General features: G+C 65.3%; 20 protein-coding genes and 1 pseudogene. 9 read left to right on the top strand and 12 right to left on the bottom strand.

All coding sequences use genetic code 11. The annotated features are described in order from the left end of the window. Positions 1-92 precede the first annotated feature (92 nt). Genes ABD743_RS02020 through queC form a run of 4 tightly spaced genes read right to left on the bottom strand, consistent with a single transcriptional unit; the run spans position 93 to position 2,610 of the window. Entirely contained in the window at positions 93-905 is an 813-nt protein-coding gene (locus ABD743_RS02020) for a GTP cyclohydrolase I FolE2 (protein ID WP_344718151.1), read from the bottom strand. Then, complete coding sequence (queD, locus tag ABD743_RS02015) at positions 905-1,285, bottom strand: 6-carboxytetrahydropterin synthase QueD (protein ID WP_425566871.1); 381 nt, start codon at positions 1,283-1,285, stop codon at positions 905-907. Before queD ends, ABD743_RS02020 begins: the two co-directional genes overlap by 1 nt. Then, positions 1,282-1,914, bottom strand: coding sequence for a 7-carboxy-7-deazaguanine synthase (gene queE / locus ABD743_RS02010; protein ID WP_344718149.1), 633 nt, complete (start codon positions 1,912-1,914; stop codon positions 1,282-1,284). Before queE ends, queD begins: the two co-directional genes overlap by 4 nt. 3 nt (positions 1,915-1,917) lie before the next feature. Further along, positions 1,918-2,610 carry a 7-cyano-7-deazaguanine synthase QueC gene (queC, locus tag ABD743_RS02005; protein WP_344718147.1) on the bottom strand — a complete coding sequence of 231 codons (693 nt, stop codon included), beginning with the start codon at positions 2,608-2,610 and terminating at the stop codon, positions 1,918-1,920. 529 nt (positions 2,611-3,139) lie between these two features. On the opposite strand from queC, the gene ABD743_RS02000 reads away from it, so the two are divergent. From ABD743_RS02000 to dbpB (ABD743_RS01985), 4 genes are read left to right on the top strand one after another with little or no spacing between them, the layout of a single operon-like run. Continuing rightward, positions 3,140-3,601 (top strand): hypothetical protein, encoded by a 462-nt coding sequence (locus tag ABD743_RS02000; protein WP_344718145.1) that lies wholly within the window; start codon positions 3,140-3,142, stop codon positions 3,599-3,601. Continuing rightward, positions 3,598-4,758 carry a DGQHR domain-containing protein DpdB gene (dbpB, locus tag ABD743_RS01995; protein ID WP_344718142.1) on the top strand — a complete coding sequence of 387 codons (1,161 nt, stop codon included), beginning with the start codon at positions 3,598-3,600 and terminating at the stop codon, positions 4,756-4,758. The genes ABD743_RS02000 and dbpB (ABD743_RS01995) overlap by 4 nt, the downstream gene beginning before the upstream one ends. Further along, positions 4,755-6,026 carry a tRNA-guanine transglycosylase DpdA gene (dpdA, locus tag ABD743_RS01990; RefSeq protein WP_344718140.1) on the top strand — a complete coding sequence of 424 codons (1,272 nt, stop codon included), beginning with the start codon at positions 4,755-4,757 and terminating at the stop codon, positions 6,024-6,026. Before dbpB (ABD743_RS01995) ends, dpdA begins: the two co-directional genes overlap by 4 nt. Continuing rightward, entirely contained in the window at positions 6,019-7,161 is a 1,143-nt protein-coding gene (gene dbpB / locus ABD743_RS01985) for a DGQHR domain-containing protein DpdB (RefSeq protein WP_344718138.1), read from the top strand. The genes dpdA and dbpB (ABD743_RS01985) overlap by 8 nt, the downstream gene beginning before the upstream one ends. 241 nt (positions 7,162-7,402) lie before the next feature. Here the strand turns inward: dbpB (ABD743_RS01985) and ABD743_RS01980 are convergent, their stop codons facing one another. From ABD743_RS01980 to ABD743_RS01965, 5 genes and pseudogenes are all read right to left on the bottom strand, one after another. Further along, complete coding sequence (locus tag ABD743_RS01980) at positions 7,403-7,642, bottom strand: hypothetical protein (RefSeq protein WP_344718136.1); 240 nt, start codon at positions 7,640-7,642, stop codon at positions 7,403-7,405. Between the two features lie 79 nt (positions 7,643-7,721). Further along, a pseudogene (locus ABD743_RS44375) lies at positions 7,722-8,114 on the bottom strand (ABC transporter substrate-binding protein); the annotation flags it as partial. A gap of 53 nt (positions 8,115-8,167) precedes the next feature. Next, positions 8,168-8,359: a hypothetical protein gene (locus ABD743_RS01975; RefSeq protein WP_344718134.1), complete on the bottom strand. Its 192-nt coding sequence runs from the start codon at positions 8,357-8,359 to the stop codon at positions 8,168-8,170. Positions 8,360-8,615: 256 nt separating this feature from the next. Continuing rightward, the gene (locus tag ABD743_RS01970) at positions 8,616-9,410 is read right to left on the bottom strand and encodes a siderophore-interacting protein (protein WP_344718132.1); all 795 of its coding nucleotides are present in this window, start codon (positions 9,408-9,410) and stop codon (positions 8,616-8,618) included. A 392-nt stretch (positions 9,411-9,802) separates the two neighbouring features. After that, positions 9,803-10,153: a winged helix-turn-helix transcriptional regulator gene (locus ABD743_RS01965; protein ID WP_344718130.1), complete on the bottom strand. Its 351-nt coding sequence runs from the start codon at positions 10,151-10,153 to the stop codon at positions 9,803-9,805. A 110-nt stretch (positions 10,154-10,263) separates the two neighbouring features. Here ABD743_RS01965 and ABD743_RS01960 point away from each other — a divergent pair, with 110 nt between their 5' ends. The 3 genes from ABD743_RS01960 (at position 10,264) to ABD743_RS01950 (ending at position 12,292) form a co-directional block, all read left to right on the top strand. Beyond that, positions 10,264-11,154, top strand: coding sequence for an NAD(P)-dependent oxidoreductase (locus ABD743_RS01960; protein ID WP_344718128.1), 891 nt, complete (start codon positions 10,264-10,266; stop codon positions 11,152-11,154). 423 nt (positions 11,155-11,577) lie between these two features. After that, the gene (locus tag ABD743_RS01955) at positions 11,578-11,976 is read left to right on the top strand and encodes a cupin domain-containing protein (protein ID WP_344718126.1); all 399 of its coding nucleotides are present in this window, start codon (positions 11,578-11,580) and stop codon (positions 11,974-11,976) included. A gap of 118 nt (positions 11,977-12,094) precedes the next feature. Further along, complete coding sequence (locus tag ABD743_RS01950; protein ID WP_344718124.1) at positions 12,095-12,292, top strand: ferredoxin; 198 nt, start codon at positions 12,095-12,097, stop codon at positions 12,290-12,292. 221 nt (positions 12,293-12,513) lie between these two features. Here ABD743_RS01950 and ABD743_RS01945 read toward each other — a convergent pair whose 3' ends face one another. Both ABD743_RS01945 and ABD743_RS01940 read right to left on the bottom strand, forming a co-directional pair. Continuing rightward, complete coding sequence (locus ABD743_RS01945) at positions 12,514-13,908, bottom strand: pyridoxal phosphate-dependent decarboxylase family protein (RefSeq protein ID WP_344718122.1); 1,395 nt, start codon at positions 13,906-13,908, stop codon at positions 12,514-12,516. A gap of 234 nt (positions 13,909-14,142) precedes the next feature. After that, a complete protein-coding gene (locus ABD743_RS01940; RefSeq protein WP_344718120.1) occupies positions 14,143-15,531 on the bottom strand; it encodes a hypothetical protein in 1,389 nt (462 codons plus the stop codon). A 775-nt stretch (positions 15,532-16,306) separates the two neighbouring features. On the opposite strand from ABD743_RS01940, the gene ABD743_RS01935 reads away from it, so the two are divergent. Next, entirely contained in the window at positions 16,307-17,314 is a 1,008-nt protein-coding gene (locus tag ABD743_RS01935; protein WP_344718118.1) for a helix-turn-helix domain-containing protein, read from the top strand. Positions 17,315-17,816: 502 nt separating this feature from the next. After that, positions 17,817-18,281, top strand: a complete 465-nt coding sequence (locus ABD743_RS01930) for a cupin domain-containing protein (protein ID WP_344718116.1) — start codon at positions 17,817-17,819, stop codon at positions 18,279-18,281. A gap of 52 nt (positions 18,282-18,333) precedes the next feature. On the opposite strand, the gene ABD743_RS01925 is transcribed toward ABD743_RS01930, so the two are convergent. Next, positions 18,334-19,020 (bottom strand): NUDIX hydrolase, encoded by a 687-nt coding sequence (locus ABD743_RS01925; protein ID WP_344718114.1) that lies wholly within the window; start codon positions 19,018-19,020, stop codon positions 18,334-18,336. Positions 19,021-19,087 lie beyond the last annotated feature (67 nt).

Genomic DNA, 19,087 nt, shown 5'->3' with positions numbered 1-19,087 from the left:
TTTGGTGGCGTCCGAACCTACGGAGCTTTGACGCATTTGTTGCTGATGCTGTCGCGGTGTCCTATTGCTCGTCGACCGCTGCGTTAACAGGGTCAACTGGAATTGTGTCGGGCAGAAGCGCTCGCTGGGTTTCGCCAGGTCAGTCGGGCGACGGCGTCGTGGCTGTGTATGCTTTCGAAGTTGCGGATTTCAATCCGATGCGACACATGTCGCTTGCGGATAACTGTTGAGAGGTCACGAGCCATGTCCTCCACGAACATCGGCTTGTCATGCGCCCGCATGGTGACGGCGCGTTCGTCGGGTCGTTTGACTAGTGGAAGGACGGGGCAAGACCCGGAAGCGCGGATCAGTTCGATGGACTCCGTTGCTGAGATCGGATAGGGCCAATCTCCTTCCCCGATGGTCGTCAGTGTGATGCGGCTCCGCTGATTGTGTGCGCCGTAGTCGCTGATGGCTTTGCTGCACGGGCAAACACTAGTCACCTCGCTTGCTATAGCGGTCTCGACGGAGATCTGGCTGTGACGAAGCGTGGCGCGGACCACAAGGTCGTGCGCCTGCCAACTGGTTGCGCCACTCACTGGTGACTGCACTTCCGCCGATATAGGCATAGCGACCTGGAGTGCAACAGTAGGCACATCGAGTCGTGTGGAGGCGACTTTCAAAATCGTTCCGATAGTGCGAGGGTCGAGGTCTTGCAGGTGTTCGTGGGTGATCTCGACCATGCGGCTCATGTGCGTGCCGCGATGCGCGGCCGGGAGGCCGACAGTCATTTCAATATCGGCGACTCCCGACTGCGTGAGTTCGCCGTCGCTGAAGGTGACCGGGTAGCGAAGGTTCGAGATGCCGACATGATCGAGGTCGATACCTCGGAAGTCGGATCCGCTTTGGATATCCGGAAGGCTCATCAGGAGTTGGCGCCGGGGCCTCGAAACGTGCAACCTGAGGTGCACGTTTCTTGAACGGTAATCGCACACAGCTGAGGAAGGCTCGGCTGTAGTCGACTCCAAATCCACTCTGCAAGGACTTCGCTGGTGGGATTCTCGAGACCTGGTATCTCGTTGAGATAGTAATGATCGAGTTGATCTTCCAATGGCTTCCATGCCGCCTTGAGGTCGCCAAAGTCCTGAACCCACCCAAGGGTTGGATCTAAATCGCCCGCGACATGGACTGTGACTCGATAGGAGTGGCCATGTAGTCGGGTGCACTTATGACCTTGTGGGAGGTTCGGTAGGCGGTGTGCGGCCTCGAAGCTGAACTCGCGATGAATCTCATGTGTGCCGGTCACGGGATTCCCAGAAACTTGTGAGTCTGGAGGCTCAGCGTCCACCGTGGGTTTTTTAGGCAGTACTCGACGGCTGCAGCCGTGTTCCCCGCGACTCCGGGACCATCCATCGGTTGGAGCCGCATCGACGGAAAGTCGAGGTTCTCGAACTGGGCAGGGTCTCCGCCAGCTTGCGGGAATACCAACTTCAACTCGTCCCCTGAGGTGACCACGAGTTCGGCGCCGACCTTCGGGCTGACGCACAGCCAATCGAGCTCCGGCGGGGGTGTCTGAGTGCCGTTGGTCTCGACCGCGATGTAGAAGCCCTGCCGGTGCAACTCGGTTACGAGGGGGTAGTCGACCTGCAGGAGTGGTTCGCCACCAGTAAGCACGACCATCCGACGGTCGCGTCCCGTTTGGGGCCAGACGGCTGTGATCGCTGCCACGAGTTCGGCGGCGTCGGTGAACCGGCCACCGCCTGGCCCGTCCGTACCAACAAAGTCGGTATCACAGAACTTGCAGATCGCACGTGCCCTGTCAGCCTCCCGTCCGGTCCACAGGTTGCAGAGGCTGAATCGGCAGAAGACGGCAGGACGACCAGCGTGGGTGCCCTCGCCCTGCAGCGTGTAGAAGATCTCTTTAATTCGATACATGAGTCAGCGAGCCTGGTAGCGGACGGGGTCCTCGGCGCCGGCTTCGCTGAAGCCCTTCAGTCGAAGTAGGCATGAGTCGCATTGGCCACACGCCGTCGACTGCGCGCTGGGGTCGTAGCAGGACCAGGTCATCGAGTAGTCGACTCCGAGGTCGAGGCCGGTGCGGATGATCTCGGCCTTAGACATGCTGATCAGCGGGGTCTGGATGGTGGTGCGGGCGCCGTCGATGCCGGCTCGGGTAGCCAGATTGGCGAGGGACTCGAACGCCGCGATGTACTCCGGGCGGCAGTCCGGATAGCCCGAGTAGTCGAGGGCGTTGACGCCGATAAAGATGTCAGAGGCCTCGACGGTTTCGGCGTAAGCGAGCGCGAACGACAGGAAGATCGTGTTGCGCGCCGGCACATAGGTGACCGGCACTCCGTCGTCGGAGAGGTCGGCGGCCGAGTTGTGCTTGGGGACATCAATGTCGGCAGTGAGCGCGGAGCCACCGAACGCTCGGAGGTCGATGTCCGCGACCACATGGTGGGCCACGCCCATCGCGTCGGCGATCCGGCGGGAGGCGTCGAGTTCGATGCTGTGGCGCTGTCCGTAGCGGAACGACAACGCGTAGGGCTGGAAGCCCTGTGCCTTGGCGATGGCGAGCACTGTGGTGGAGTCCAGGCCTCCGGACAGCAGTACGATCGCTGGCTTCGACATGTGGTCTCCTCGGGCGGTCGGCTGAGCTAGGCTCACCCTAGCCTGAAACTACATCGGGCTTACGGCAGGGCGCGCCTGCAGTTTCAGGCGAGACAGGGGGAGCAGGTTGGCGAAACTGAACGTTGTAGTCATCTGCTCGGACCGGAAGGCCGAGGTGCCGCTCGCCGGCCTGCAGGCTCGGGACCTACCCCGTGTGGGCGTCGCCGCGCGATCATCCGTGTGGCGTTCCCGCCTGCGCAGGACAGCCGGTGTTCGCGCCTTGACAGACCTCTACCGAGGAGAAGGGTGGAGCGTCGTTCCGGCGTTACTCGATGCTGCACGCCGGGTGGGGTTCTCCCCGCGACTCTTGGTTGCCTCGGCTGGGCTCGGTCTGCGTAGTGCCGAGTCGGTTGCGCCGGGATACGCCGCGACCTTCGCTGCGTCCCAGGCTGACACCGTCTGCGACACATCCGCGGACGTGCGTGAATGGTGGCACCACCTCCGTGGGGCCCCGAGCGCTCTCGATCCGGGGGCTGAACTGCGTGGTCGCGTGCTGCTGGTGTTGTCGCAGACCTATGCCTCTGCGATGCAGTCCGACCTGGTTGCACTGGGTAACCGCGGCGACGACGTCCTGCTGATCGGTGGAGCCAGCGACATCCCCGGCATCACCCGGCTGCGCGCCGATCGAGGCCTACGTTCCGCACTTGGCGGCACGGCGACCGGATTGACCATGCGCATGGCGCAAACCTGGCTAAGCGGACTAGAGCGGCCCGCCCTGACCTGCCCGACACGTATGCAGCAGTGGCAAGGCTGGGCGGATACGGTCCGACGGGCCGAGTCATGGGCACGGCAGACGCTAGACGACGATGAGGTCCTGCGGTTCATCCGCGAGTCACGAGCGAAGGAGCCCAACCTGTCGAGAACCCGGGCTCTGCGAAAACTGCGCGACAGCGGCAGAGCATGCGAGCAGAACCGGTTCGCTGCGCTGTACCGCAGGGTGACCCAACCGTGACCAACAAGGAGCGCAGCCATAGGGGCGGACAGCGGGTGCTGGAGCGGCGGGCACTGCGGATCCTGCAGAACGAGACCGTGCCCCTCTACCTATTCACACTGGCGGCTGAGGAGGTCGACCTCGTGGCGGACGTAGCCCGGATCTCCCGGGACGAGGCCGGCAAGCTCATTGGCTACCAGCGACCGGAGAAGAAGCAGCACGTCCGACAGATCCAGGCCTACCTCGACTCGGGGAACGTCCTGTTCCCTAACGGACTGATCATCGCGCTGCCCGACGATCTCAAGTTCAAGTCCAGTCGCGGTCCCGGGACCTCGGACGGTCTCGCGACGGCCGGCACGCTCGAGATCGCAATCCCGGACGACCCTGCCGCGCCACGGCCCGGGTGGATCGTGGACGGTCAGCAGCGCAGCTTGGCACTTGCCCGTGCGGCCAACCGGCGCTTCCCGATCCCGGTATCAGGATTTGCCGCCTCGAGTCTGGAGTTGCAGCGCGACCAGTTCCTGCGCGTCAACAACGTTCATCCGCTTCCGGCCAACCTCGTCACCGAGTTGCTGCCTGAGATCTTCACTGCGCCGTCGCCCCGACTGTCAGCTCGGCGGTTGCCCTCGGCACTGGTCGACATGCTCAACCAGGACCCGGCCTCGCCCTTCCACAACTTGATCAAGCGGGCTTCTAGTGAGCCAGATCCATCACGGCAGCGTGTTGTGACGGACAACAGCCTCGTCGAGGCGCTCAAGGAGTCGCTGGACTCACCTTCAGGCGCGCTCTTCCCATACCGCAACATAGCGGCGGGCACCACAGACACAGAAGGCATCCGTAAACTGCTGACCACCTACTGGACGGCGGTCCGTGACACCTTCCCGGAGGCCTGGGGTCGGCCACCGACCGAGTCGCGGCTCATGCACGGTGCTGGGATCCGGGCGATGTCTCGACTGCTGGAACGGGTGATGGTGCACGTCGACCTCCGGAGTAAGGACCCGGTAGCCGCTGCGCAACGAGAACTCGCACGTATCGCGCCGCTGTGCCGGTGGACGGAGGGCACGTGGCAAGATCTCAACCTGCCTTGGAATGACCTGCAGAACCTCTCTCGCCACATCAATGCGCTGTCCAACTACCTCGTCAGGGCCTACATGGATGCCCAGGGAACTACTCGATGAGGTTCTACTTTCCGGACAGTCAGGACCTCGTCTCGCCGACCTATGACTTCATCCATGACGAGTACAGTCCGCTGCGGGTCCGCCAGCGCGACGACCTCTACGCCCACGAAGTGCTCGCCAGGGTGCCCTATGACGGGATTCTGGTCTCGAAGGCGATTGTCGACGGGTCGGTCAGCGGGGCGGGCAAATACTCTGAATCTCAGCGTCAACGCATCTACCGGCTTGGCGTCCGACGGTTCTTCCGGCTACCCGATAACATGGCGACGATCGGCGACTGCGGGGCGTTCAACTACGTAGGCGAGTACGAGCCGCCCTACTCTGTGGACGAGGTCATTGACTTCTACGACGGCTGCCGCTTTGACGCCGGCGTCAGCGTCGACCACGTCATCCTCGGATACGACCGGGCCGCCACGAAGGCGACGACCGACCCTGCGTGGAAAGCCAGGCAGGCGATCACACTTCGCCTGGCGCAGGACTTCATTGGCGCTGTCGAGCGGCGGGCGAGTCAAGTGGAACCGGTGGCCTCGGCTCAGGGTTGGTCTCCGGCTAGTTACGCGGAGTCCGTTCGTGTTCTCCAGGGCCTGGGCTTCAGGCGGATTGGCCTCGGCGGGATGGTGCCCTTGAAGACACCAGACATTCTCGCGTGTCTAGAGGCCATCGGCGAGATCCGCCTACCTGAGGTTGAATTGCATCTGCTTGGCGTCAGTCGGATCGAGTCGATGGAAATGTTTGCGAAGTACGGTGTGACCAGTTTCGACAGTACGAGTCCCTTTAAGCAAGCATTCATGGACGACCGGGACAACTATCATACGGCGTCCGGAACCTATGTCGCGATTCGCGTTCCGCAGGTCGACGGAAACGTTTCCCTTAAGCGCGCTATACTCGCTGGCCACGTCTCTCAGCGTGATGCGCTCCGGCTCGAGCGGGAATGCCTCAGCCGTCTACGCAGGCTCGACGCTGGCGAGGTGGGGGTCGAGGACGTCCTCTCCGTGCTCGCGGACTACGAGACGATCATCGGCGTGAAGAAATCCCGGCTGGCCGAGTACCACCGGACACTGGAAGCGGCGCCGTGGCGAGATTGCCTCTGTGGCCTCTGCGGCCGCCACGGCGTCGAGATGATCATCTTCCGCGGAACGGAACGGAACAAGCGCCGAGGCTTTCACAACCTGTCAGTCCTCGCCGGGAGGATGCACTCCATACCCGCACTGGCGGCCCGCAGGTCCGCGACTCGCATGACAGCAGTACAACAAGGGAGCGTTAGTGGCTGATCAGTACCTCTTGCGTGTGCCCGCGCTCCGCCTCGCGCAGGGCAGGCACAGCATCTACGTCTTCGGGATCGACGGCAAACGTCTCGATGACTTCACGACTGTCTCGCGGGCACGCCGCGACGACGATGGACTCCAGGGCTACCAACGGCCGGAGGTGGTCGCTCACATTAGGGCTATCCGGCGCTACCTCGAGTCCGACGGGGCGATGCTGCCGAATGCGATCGTTCTCGCCTTCACTGAGCAGGTCTACTTCGAGCCCTCGGCGCACTCGACCGCGGACGGTATGGTCGCCTACTCGCAGCCAGGGGAACTGGTCATCCCAGTCGACGAAGCGTGCGACGACGCCGACAAGCCTGCCTGGCTGGTGGACGGCCAGCAACGGACAGCTGCCATCCGAGATGCCGATCTCACGGAGTTCCCCGTGGCCGCCGTCGGCTTTATCGCCTCTGGTGAGGAGGAGCAGCGATCGCAGTTCATCCTTGTTAATAGCACTAAGCCGCTACCCAAGGGTCTGATTCACGAACTGCTTCCGGAGACGACCGGTGAATTACCGGCCCGTTACGCTCGCCGCCGGTTGCCCGCGTCGCTGCTGACTCGGCTCAATACTGCTGCAGACAGCCCCTTCCGGGGTGCGATCGCCACGCCCACGACGCCCGGGGGCTACATCAAGGACAACAGCGTCCTCAAGATGATTGAGAACAGCTTGTACGAAGGTGCGCTCTACCAGTATCGCGATTCTCGCACCGGAGAAGGCGATGAGAGTTTGATGTTGCGGCACCTTACGACCTTTTGGGGCCAGGTTCGCGATAAATGGCCGATTGCCTGGGAATTGCCACCGCGCAAATCTCGGCTTACCCACGGCGTAGGTATCCAGGCTCTGGGATACATCATGGACAGGCTGACTTCGGACCGGTCGGTCTCTCAATTCTCCCGCGACGATATAAATATTAGCCTTGAAGTTCTTGAACCGGTGACTGCGTGGACCGATGGAACATGGATCCTTTACCCGGGCGACGAGCGCCGTTGGAACGGCCTGCAGAATACACCCAACGACGTCCGCAAGCTCACTAACCTGTTCGTGCAGGCTTTACGTCGGAGCAACGGGACGGATCAACTCTCGCTGCCTCATGCCTGATTGTTTCCTGTGATTGCCCCGAGCGGCTCCCAGGTGGATCAATTCTGATTAATTGCGATCAAGGTGTGAAGCGTTGTTTCTTGGCTTCCAAGACGGCAGAGACCTCCCTCGGGGGTATGACCTGCCAGGCCTCCGGTAGCCGCGCGTCGCGCGCCCCCCGAGTTGATACTCGGCGCCACCACTGCGCCCGCTCGCGAGCCCTTGTAGGCCACAGCTCACCGACGCCGGCCGGAGCGTGCCGTCACCGTGGGCGGTCCTGGCCGGACAGGATGCGTTCGATGTCGTCGAGCACGACCATCCCGCCGCGCGGGCCGAGGCCGGTGATCCAGAATGCCTGGTCGACGAGGTGGAGCTCCGGGAACGACTCGGCCCTGACCGCCGCCACCGTCGGCGGGATCGCGGTCTCGTCCGCGGGGTCGGCCGCCGTGACGAGCACGTAGTCCGCCCGCGCTTCGAGGACGAGCTCCGGGGACAGGTCCACCGAGATGGAGTCCTCCCAGTCGCGCGGCGGCGTGGTGAACCCCGGCGCACTCCAGGGTGCTGCCCGCGAACGAGGTCGGGCCGTAGAGAGTGAGCACGCTGTCGCGCGGCCGGATCAGCTGCGCGGTCTTCCCTGCCGTTGCGTAGGTCTCGGCGATCTCCGCACAACGGGCCTGGTAGCGGTCCAGCAGGGCCTGCGCCTCCGGCTCGTCGCCGAGCGCGCGTCCCACCAGCCGGACGTTGTCGGGCCACGGGTCGGTCTGGCTGGGCATGAACACGGTAGGGGCGATGGTCGAGAGCTGGTCGTAGAAGGCCGAGTGCCGCGACTCGGTGCCGAGGATGAGATCGGGGTCGAGGGCCGCGATCTTCTCCAGCGACGGCTCGGCGACGGTCCCGGCCGAGCTGATGCCTGCAGCCTCCTTGCTCAGGTAGGCGGGCACTCCGGCTGCCTCGCTGAGCACGGCGGCGCCCACTGGGATCTTTCCCAGCGCGACGGAGGTGTCCAACTGCACCGGTTCGAGCACGACTACCCGCTGCGGTCCGCCAGAACCTGCGTCTCACCCCGGGCGTGCACGACGGTCCGCGGCTGGGCCGGCCCGGTGGCCGTCTCCTCCGAGCCGCCGCGGTCGCTGCCGCAGGCAACGAGGGCCGGGGCGAGCACGGTGGAGAGCACGGTCAGGACGAGGAGGCAAGCATGGTGGGAGAACGATCCTTCCATTGGGCGACAGGTGATGACGCCGTGGTCCGGACTCACGGCCATGGCGACGGGCCCGTCCAGCTGTGGGGGACAGGCCGGAACGGCCCGGTGTCCAAGATCGTCGAGCGGATCGCCGAAGGTCTGCGGCCCATGTGATGCGGGGTGCGTGGCTGTGCTGGGTCCGAGCATCGGAACGGTGGCGGACCACTCGGTCCGGGCCCGCGTCGCGTCCAGGGGCTGAACGTGGCGGGGGCCTTGCTGCGGACGTCGGTGGTGACTATGCGTCCTGTTCCACCTCGTGCAGCCAGTCGCGCTTGATCACGCGCCAACTCTCGTCGGTGAAGGTTCGCCGCCAGTAGGGCGACACCGACAGGGCTTCGCGTGGGAGTTTCCAGTCGACGAGCAGGTGCTTCCGCAGTGCGCGGTTGACGACGGCTTCACCGTGGACGAAAGCCTGCACCCGTCCGGGCAGGCGGTCCAGCTTGTCAAGCGCTTGCAGTGCGAGGTCGTTGGTGCCTGGGTTGGCATCGCGGTGCAGCCACGAGACGTGCAGGTCGCCTGGCGAAACAAGCGATAGCTCGTCGGCGGGTCCGTCCACCTCGGCCACGACGTACACGGGCTTTCCGGTCGGGACGTGGGTGAGCGAGGCGGCTATGGCGGGCAATGCGCTCTCGTCCCCGATCATCAGGTGCCAGTCGGCGTCGGGGTCGGGGGCGTAGGAGCCTGCTGGCCGGTTGATCTGGAGGACGTCGCCGGGCCGGGCCGCCTCCGCCCATGGGCCGGCGACGCCGGTGTCACCATGGACGACGAAGTCGATCGAGAGCTGACGACGCTCGGGGTCCCAGTGGCGCACTGTGTAGCGGCGGGAGCGGGGCCGCTGAGCTACGGGCAGCGCCCGGGTGGCGTCGACGTCGAAGGGCACTGTGTAGGTCGCGCCGGGTGGGAGGAAGTAGGCGTTGACGTAGCTGTCGGTCCACGGCGACGGCGTGAAGTCGGCGAGCCCGTCCCCGCCCAGGACGACCCGGATCATGTGTGGACTCAGGTGTTCGACCTGCTCGACTCGTCCGAACATCGCTACTCCTCATGGTGAAGTCAGGGCGCAACACTGCGCTCGACAGTCGACCTTCCGTCCGATCGAGGTCAGCGCCGACGGTGCGACGCGGGTGGATCATCTCGACCTAAAAGTGAGGCTATCCTAATCTTGGCGCAACGCCGACAATCGTCCCGGACCGCCCGACGTTCCCGGTCGTCTCGAACGCCACTGCTGCGCCGGGGGTGCTCGGCCCTCCGGTGCACGACCGGCGGTTCGTCGCGGTGGCGGTGCGGCCTGCGTCCCGCGGGACGGATCGCGAGCCTTCCTGCCTTCCGAGATCGCCTCGCTGCTGATCGCCGCCGGTCGTCTCCCTGGGCGTCCTCGGGTCTCGCGCTGACCGCGCACGTTCGTGTGTTGAGACGGGTGTTCGGTCAAGGTCTGGAGCTGGACCCCCACGGGATGTTCTCGATACGGGTCATATGTTGTTCACCCCACTCGCCGAGCGGCGCGAGCGCGGTACTGAGCGAATGCCCGAAATCTGTGAGGGAGTACTCCACCCTCGGCGGGACCTCGGGATGTACCTCTCGGTGCAGGAGTCCGGCGGTCTCCATCTCGCGCAGCTGCAGTGCCAGCACACGCTCGCTGATCCCCGGCAGCGCACGTCGCAGCTCGCCGAAGCGCAGCGCCCCGTCCTGAAGCATGAACAGGACCAACCCCTTCCACTTTCCACCCATGACGGCGATGGCGGCGTCGAGTCCGCAGGTGAAGGTCCGCTTCGTCATCTGTTCTCACTTACACACTTGTTAGTATCTGATGTAATTGTGCGTACTTGCGGGATTGCGTGCGCCGAAGCAGCATGAGTGGGAAATTTTTTCCCGAAAGGAGCATGATCATGCTGGGGCACGCTCGCACACCGGTGACCATTGTCGGGTTGGGGTCGATGGGCCGGGCATTGGCCGAAGCATTCATCGATGCGGACCATCCGACGACGGTCTGGAACAGAACCGCCGCCAAGGCAAACCCTCTGGTCGCTCGAGGCGCGCGCCATGTCGAGGCGGTTGAGGACGCAGTTGCGGCGAGCCCCCTGATCGTCACCTGCCTGACGACCTACGACGCTACGACCGAGGTTCTGCTGCCTGTCGCCGGCGCACTGCGCGGGCGCACGCTGGTCACGCTGAACAGCGGCACCCCGGCGGGCGCCCGCGCGATGTCTGCATGGGCCGGCGGGCACGGCGCGCGGTTCCTCGACGGAGCGATCAAGAACGTGCCTTCGGCCATCGGTGCCGACGACACCCAGCTGTATTACAGCGGGAGCGACAGCGCGTTCGCCGAGTACGAGAACACCCTGAACGTTCTGGGCGGTGACATCTCCCACCTCGGCGAGGAGCCCGACCTGGCCGCGCTCTACGAGTCCGCGGTGGGTGCCACGTTGCTGCCGGCGCTGGTCGGTTTCTTCCAGGGTGCTGCGGCCGTCCAGTCCCGCGGGCTGCAAGCCGCAACGCTGATCCCGTACACCGTCAAATGGCTGGAGATGATCGCCTCCGTGCTGCCCGTCTTCGCACGCGAGATCGACAGCGGCGACTACACCGAACCCATGTCCTCGGTGCGCCTCTTCCTCGAGGCGGCTGCGTGGGACGAGGAGTTCGGCAGAGAGACGGGCGTCGACGTGTCCTGGAACGCGCCACTGCATGACCTCGTGAGGCGCGCCGCCGAGGCCGGCCACGCGGATCACAGCATTTCCGCGCTGGTCGAGATACTCAGGAAGCCCCAGACCGTCGCATGAACGCTGTCAGGCTTCGAGGAGTGGACACCACAGGAAGGATGCATCAGAACTGGACGTTAGCGGACAAAGTGCCACCGTGATCGGGCTCGGCCCGACGGCCGGTGCCCGCCGCGTGTGGTGTGCGACAACTTGTCACCCCACCGCCACGCTCAGGTCCGCTCATCGTGCGCGGCCAACGCTGCCCGCGGAGCGGACGTGACGGGTCAAACGACGGTTTGACGTTGAGATCGCAGGCCGACACGCCTGCGCGGAGACTATCGCCTATCCGAGGGTTCAGCGTCGGTCAACAAATTGTGCGAAACGTTTCTTTGTGATCCGTTTCGAGGAAGACCATTCAGTGAGGCTCGCCACAGGAAGTGGTCCCTTCAAATCGCTCCGAACTGGTTCACTGCTCAGTGGTCCGGCAGGGTTAGCGTCGGGTGCATGCCCGTTGTTGCATCGAAGATGACGCAGAAGGACCTACTCCACGTCACGAGTCCGTCCATACCCGAAGGCTCGGCAGTGATGACCCGGGTTCTCGAGTTGCCGCCGGATGACCCCGGAATCGGACCACATCGTCATTCCGGACCGGTCTTCGGGTACATACTCGAGGGCGAGATCCTGTTCGAGCTCGAAGGCCAGGCTCCGTATCGCATCGCAGCCGGCGAGGCGTTCTGGGAGCCTGGTGGCGACGTCATCCACTACACCGCCGCCAACCTTCTCCCGGACAGGACGAGCCGGTTCGTCGTGGTCATGCTGTGCGCATCCGGCGTCGAGATGATCACGATGGTGGACGATCAGGAACTCGCCGCGAAGGCGAGCAGTCGCATTCCCATGGCCTAGCAGGGGTCGTGTCCGAAGACGCCGTGAGGCGCCCGCAGCCGAGGGGTCTGCGTGGCAGCGTGCGGCAGCGCCGCACCGCTTCGTGTACTTCCCGGCCGTGCAAGGTGGGGAGAGCAATATGCCAATTGTGACTGCAGATCGGGGACGTTGTCAGGGCTGGGCGAACTGCGTCGCGGGAGCCCCCGACGTGTTCGACATCGACGACGACGGTCTCGTCGTGCTTCTGAAGACCGAAATCCCGGAAGCCGACCGAGCAAGAATCGATGAAGTTGCCCACCGCTGCCCGGCGGGCGCTCTGAGAGTTACGGACAATTGAAACCAACGGCGGTCATCGTCGGAACGTCCGTCGCCGGGGTGCGTACGGCGCAGACGCTGCGCGCCCTACGTCACCGGCACTAACGCGGTGCTCAACCTCTAGGACTGATCGCCATCTGTGCGGCGACGTGTTCCTCGTCGCCTGCCGGGGGCCACCCGTCGTGTGATCGCGACAGATGGCCCTCTCGGGCGGTGAGGACCCGGTAGCGCCCCGACCGTTGCTTACCGCTCAGAGGCGATGCGGGCTGTCTCGCCTCCGATGATCTCCACCGCCTCGGTGATGAGTTCCTGGTGGGTGCGGTGGGACACGATGCAGATACGCAGGGTGTAGCGGCCGTCGATCTCTGTGCTGGAAAGCACGAAGCGCCGGTGCGCGTTGATCCGGTCCATGAGGCGCAGGCTCGCCTCATCGGCCCGCTCCGCAGCGGCCCGGCTGCCGTCCGTGGGACGGATGCGGAAGATCACCGTGGACAGGTCCGGGCTCAGCGGGACCTCCAGGTCCGGGATGCCGGAGAGGGCGGCGTAGACGTGCTCGGTCAGGTCGAGTTTCTCGTCCAGGGCGTCGCGGAAGGCGTCGGTGCCATGCAGATGCAGAGGAAGCCAGGCCCGGAGGCCGCGGATCTCGTGGGTCAACTCGATTCCGAGGTGTCCGGAGTCGGGCACGCTGCCGCTGACGACGTCCTGGAGGTAGCTGCCGGTGCCCTCGTGCGCAGCGTGTAGCGCCGCGACGTCGCGGACGACCAGGGCACCGGTGCCGAAGGGCATGAACAGGGTCTTGTGCGGATCCAGGGTGATGGAGTCGGCCTGCTCGACACCGGCGAGGCGTTCCCTGCCGCGTGCGGTGAGGCGGAAGAAGCCTCCGTAGGCAGCGTCGACGTGGAACCACAGGTCCTCACGGTCGGCCAGCCGGGCGAGCTGCGGCAGAGGGTCGATCGTGCCGGCATGGGTGGTGCCGGCGGTGGCCACCAGCAGAAACGGCCGTAGCCCGGCTTCCCGGTCGGCGCGGATCATCGCGGCGGCGGCGTCGGGGTCCATCCGCAGATTCGGGGTGTGCGGCACGAGGCGTATGTGCGCCGCACGGATGCCGGCGAGGCGAGCGGCCTTGGCGACGGAATGGTGGGCGAAGGCGGTGGTGTAGACGGTGCCTGGGGCGATGTCCTCACCGAGTCGGTCGTGGCGGGCGGCGACCGTGGCGGAGAAGGTGGCGATGGAGCCGCCGCTGGTCAACAGGCCACCGCTGCCAGCGGGCAGCCCGCACACCTCCGTGGCGATCCAGCGGATCACGCTCTCCTCCAGCGCGGCGAGTGCCGGAGCCACCGCGGCCACGCCGCCGTAGCGGTTGGTGGCGCGGTTGTAGAACTCGGCGAGCGCGGCGGTGAACAGTCCGCTGCCCGGGATGTAGGCGAGGGCGCCGCGCCCGGCGGACTCCACGGCGCAGTCGGCGGCCTCGTCCAAGCGCTCGATCAGCACCTTCAGGTCGCCGCCCGCGGCGGGCGGGGGTGCCAGGAAGGACTCCACCAGGTCTGCCGTGGCCTGCGGAGAAAGTGGGCTGGTTGCGGGTCGGGACGGGAGTTGCTCGGTGCGGTCGATGACCCGATTGAGGACAAGATCTCCCATTTCAACCATGGCGTCGCGATTTGGCTCCAAGGGGAAGTGGCTCATGAGGCGGTCCAAGCGTGAGACGAGTGCATGATCAACGGGAGTCTACGTAGATCCACAGGCTGATCATGTACCTCACCGCGCACCTGATCAGCGCATCTGGGCCTGGTCTCGGCGTCGATGCCGCTGGCTTCAACCACGCAAGTAGCGACGGAACGACATCGCATCCCGGAGGTGATTCCCGCCCTGCGCTCAGGAAGCGAGTTTTGCGGCGATCAAGCTGGTGGCGCTCTTGGGATCGTCACGCATGTTCAGGCCGTCCCAGTCCAGCCCGAGGGCTGCGATGGTCGCCTTCGCCTCTTTCGCCCGTGTCGGATCGGCCCGGTCGCCCTTGGCCATCCGGTAGAGCGCGGACGCGTATTCCTCGCGCTTGTTCGGTCCTGCCTTCTTCCAGAACGCGAGGGTCTCGACGATCCGGGTGCCAAAGGAGCGGGCGGGCTTCTCCTCGTCGAACTCGTCCGTCAGGTTCCAGCGCTTGGCGAAGTACCTCCACGACTTGTACCCGACGAAGCCGATCGCCACGGCGGCGGCCAGTCCGGTGAGCGCCCACCCGACCGGGGTGCCGGCCAGCACGCTTGCCCCAGCTGTTGCCAGTCCAGCAGCCACGGCGATCGCGACGACGAGGTTGGCGACGGCTGCCGCCGTTTGAAGCGCCCCAACCCCTGCGTTGACTATCTTCTTGATCAGACCGCGCTTGTTCTTCTTCACCGCATACGCTTGGATCATACGAAGCGAGATTTTCTTGGGCGCGCCGCGCCGATGCTGTTGGACTTCCTCGGCGGCCTCATTCAACGCATTTTCCATGGCGGCCTTGAGATCGCTGCGTTCCTGTTGCCTCGCCAATGCCCCGCGCAGCGCGAGGTTCGCCTCGTCCCGCGCTTGATTCAACCGTTGAAGCTCGAGCTGCATCGGCCGCAGCCGCGCAAGCACATCATCCCAGGGCCGGTCCACGGGTATGCCGGATTCTTCTGGGTGGTGGAGAAGCATGTTGACCTGTCTATCGTACTCTTTGCTTTTGTCCGCGTGATAGTCGTCGAGAGTTTTCACCAGCTCCCGCGAGGCGACGACCTCCTGTTCTGCCGCCTCCAATGCCCGCTTCGGCTGCTCGTTCTCGTCCGCCATGAGCTTCTGCAGTTCCTTGGCACGGGCGTGAGCCTTGGCTGCCTTGCGGCCGTACCGCCCCACCTGTATTGCCGTCGCCGGTGCCCCGGCCGCAAACCCGGCCGCGAGCGCAGTGTTGAACGCCTCAACGGGCAGGTGTGCCAGGTTTATCGCCCCGCCGGCCGTGAGGGCAGCGTTGCCGGCGACGCCAGAAACGTCCTGAACGATGTCGCCTTGGGCCTGGCCGCGCCGGCGACCTGCGTCCCGGTGCGCAGCGCTGCCTTCGGGAGATGTTCTCAGGTCGTGCCGCGCTTCCCTCAGTTCTTTGACGGCCAGTCCGAGCCCAACCGTGTTGGCGACCGTCGAACCCGCGGGGCCTGCAATGCCGCCGGCGAAGGAGGCGCTCGTGCTGACCTCGGGGTCTCTGAAATCCGCCCCGATGGTGAAAGGGGTGTACGTGGCTACTTGGTTGGACGACACGTCGAGGGGGCCGACGTTGGTGTCGGCAAACCGAGTTGTGGCGTCCCGGAGACCGTCGCTGGACTGGGATGGATGAGGCCGTGGCGGAACTGGGGGAAGGTCCTTCCACTGCCCGGGATAAGATTCGGCAGGTGCCCGCTGGACGCTGACGGCCGAAGACCGGAGCATGGCCACCACGGCCGCATTCCCCGCCAGTCGCTGCAATGCGAGGATTTCCGCATGTGATCGGTTGATCGCTGCCGCCCGCGAAACCCGGCTGGCCCCTGACCGCATCTCTCGCTCTGGGCCACTGGTAAGGCGTTCGTGCACGCTTCCCTCCGAGACACTCCACACGTTCGCAAAGTCTGGCGAGTTGATCATTACGCGACGCTTCGTCGGGGGCAATATGGTGTGGCTACGAATATCGTCAATGATTCGTCAATGCGGTGACCAGAATGCTGCCGGAGGGGACGCGGGGCCGGGCGTGTTCGAGCGCGAGCGCAAACACCCCATGAGCAGCCCGGCGAGTTCGTTCGTGCCCGGCACCGTAGCGAGAACGTCCTCGGACGCGGCGTTGCGGATAGCACGACACCCAGGTCGTAGGCTTCGTGCGCCCGTTTGGTTCGTGTCAAGGCGGTGTCGGCGGCGACCACCGGCGGTGGGTGCCGCCGAGCTTGGTGAACACGTCGATCACGATCATCCGCCGCGCTAATCTCGACAACAGCCGTCCAGGTAGCACCAAGAGCACTCGCAGTGCTCCCACCTGGGCGGATGGCCCGGAGCTAGCCTCGGGGCCGTGCAGATTCGCGAGTTCTCCGGTGAGGAGTACGAACACCTCGCCAGGGAGATCTACGTCCCGATGATCGCTCGGATGGATCCGGATTTCTGCGGGCGGGCGGCGATCCAGGAGCTGGGCGAGGCCGTGACTCTCTTTCGATCGCACTGGAAAGGATCCATGTCGGCGGTCCGGACCGCCCGGATGGCAGCGAGAGCGTCGGCAGACGACGTGATGATCTTCTGTATCAATCTGTCTGGCCAGTCCGAAATGCTCCAGAACGACCGTCTCGCTAAGTGGGCGGCTGGTACGGGCATTCTGATCGAGGCGCGTAGCCCCTACGAGCGGATCTCGCGGACCGAGACCCGGTGGTTGACCTTGCAGTTCTCCCGCCGGCTGCTTCCGCTCCATACCGCCGAAATCACCGAAGCGTGTGCGCGCAGCGTGGACCCCGCGGCCCCGGCCATGCAGATGCTGTCCGCCTACCTTGTTCAGCTGTTCAAGGAAGCCGACGACCTCACCGCGCACCAGCAGCTGGACGCCGGGCACGCCGCGATCGATGTGCTCGCGATGGCGCTGCGGGGCGTCACCCCCTCCGTGCCGCGCGGGGACGGCTCCGAGGAGGTGTTGCTCGAGATGATGCGGACCCACGTGCGCGAACACCTGGCCGACCCGGACCTGCGTGTCGAGGAGCTGGCGCGGCGGCACTATGTGTCGGTCCGCCAGGCGTACACCCTCTTCGAGCGGATCGGGACCACGCCGGGTGCGTACCTTCGCGAGCAGCGGCTGCTCGCGGCACAGGCGATGCTGTCCGATTCGAGGTACGACCGTCTCGCGATCGCGAGCATCGCAGTCGCCGTCGGCGTCCTCGACCTGAGGACGTTCGAGCGCGCGTTCCGCCGGCAGTTCGGGATGACACCGGGCTCCTGCCGCCACGAGCACCGCCACTCCGGACCCGCTCCCGCAACCGTGCAGTCGGAATGCCGCAACGCGGCGCAGGAATCGCCTGACCCACTGACGTCCTGGTGAGGTCGACTGGCTGGACCAGCCACTCCTCGACCGGGCTGGACCGCTCCGAGGCCTGATCGACCACCAAACCCGCCGCAGGATCGCTCGCGGCTCCGGGAGGCCGGGCGCGCCGCGAGTCGCACCCCACGAGCCTGGGCAGGTCGATGCACCTTGCGAGCCCGTCGTGATCAAGCGGGCCCGTGAGTCCTTCTGTCGGCTGCCCAAGGCCGGCAGTCGGCGGCGAGCGAGCATCCCCCAACCCGCCGACTGAGATCGTCACCGGGTTTCATCCGGCGATAATCATGGCCGGAGAGCTACATCGCGTGCAGATCAGCGGATATAGGGCGATCCCCGGACGTCGTCCGAACCACCCGAGCACTGGCGATCACAACGGTAGGTGGGCGATTGTGGGCCTCTCAGGAATGTGGCAGTCGAGGTGGACTGTCTGTCCGGGCGGCCTCCGCAGCGATGAGCCGGAGCTGTCCTCCCGCTCGGTTCCACGCGGCGGGCAACCATGAACGGCTTGACAACGCAGGACATCAGGGTCACTCAACTGGAGGTACTCGCGATGCTGAACAACGAGCCGAGGTCCACCGCCTGGCAGACGGCGCTCACCGTGCTGCAGGAGGCGAAACCGCCCTTCATCCCCGACGGTGCCGAGGTGATGACCGTTGTCATCGAGTTCCCACCCGGCGACCCGGGCACCCCGCCGCATCGGCACCCCGGACCCGCCTTCGGCTACGTGCTGGAGGGAGAGATGGTGTTCGAGCTGGAGGGTGAGCCGGAGCGTGTCATTAAGGCTGGGGAAGCGTTCTGGGAGCCGGGAGGGGACGTGATCCACTACCAGGACGGCAACAATCGAACAGACGTCCGGAGCCGATTCCTCGTCACGATGGTGTGCACGCCCGGCAAGCCCATGCTCACCCTCGTCGACGAGGAGGAGTTGGCTCAGCGTAAGGACCGGCGCGCACCACGTCCGTCGTCCTGAACACCGGCTCGTCCGCTGAAGGTTTGACCAGTTCGAACAGGTTCCGTGACCGTCAGGCCGGATTCCCGTGTTGGCGGCGGAAGAGGCGTGCCGGCTTGCCGACGGTCCCGCGGCTGAGGCCGCCGGTCTCGTCCAGGTGCTGCACCATGTGTCGTCGGAACGTGTCCTTCTGCCACGGCCGCCCGAGCACTGCTTCGTGTACGCGCTGCAGTTCCAGCAGCGTGAACTCCTCGCCGATCAGATGCCTCGGGTCGGGCCGCTCCTGGTAGGCCTCCCGTGCCCACTCGACGGCTGCTTCGACGATCTGGTCGTGGTCGAAGCTGAGTCCGCCTTGCCGGTCCGGGAGGACCGGCTGCCGGGTCGTCGGGTCGATGGGAACGAGCGTTCCCGTCGTACCTTCCAGCCTGCCGGGCGGGACGAGGTCGACGTGGGCCACGCTCATCACCCGCCCGCGATCGTCCCGATCCACGGCGTCGAACACGCGGAGCTGCCGCGGCTCCTGCCCCGTCTCGCCGACCTTCTCCTGCAGGGCCCGCAGTGCGGCGTCCCGGAGGGTCTCGTCCATCCGCACGAACGTCCCCGGCAGCGCCCAGCGTCCCGTCTCGTAGTGGTCATTGCGCTCGTGTAGCAGCACCGCCAGCCGGCCGTCCTGCGTGACCGTCAGTAGGGCCACGTCCACGGCGATCGAGGGGTGGGGGTAGTCGGCCAGGGTCCGCCCGGAGGGGTCGCGCCACGTCACGCTCGACAAGTTAGCGCATCTGTGCTCTTATTAGTTAGCGCGTTGTCGCGCTAACTAGGGAGTGTGT

Source organism: Pseudonocardia yunnanensis, from assembly GCF_039534065.1.
GTDB classification, from domain to species: Bacteria; Actinomycetota; Actinomycetes; order Mycobacteriales; family Pseudonocardiaceae; genus Pseudonocardia; species Pseudonocardia yunnanensis.
Note: the sequence above shows the minus strand (reverse complement) of the source record. Positions and strands in the feature narration are given on the sequence as shown.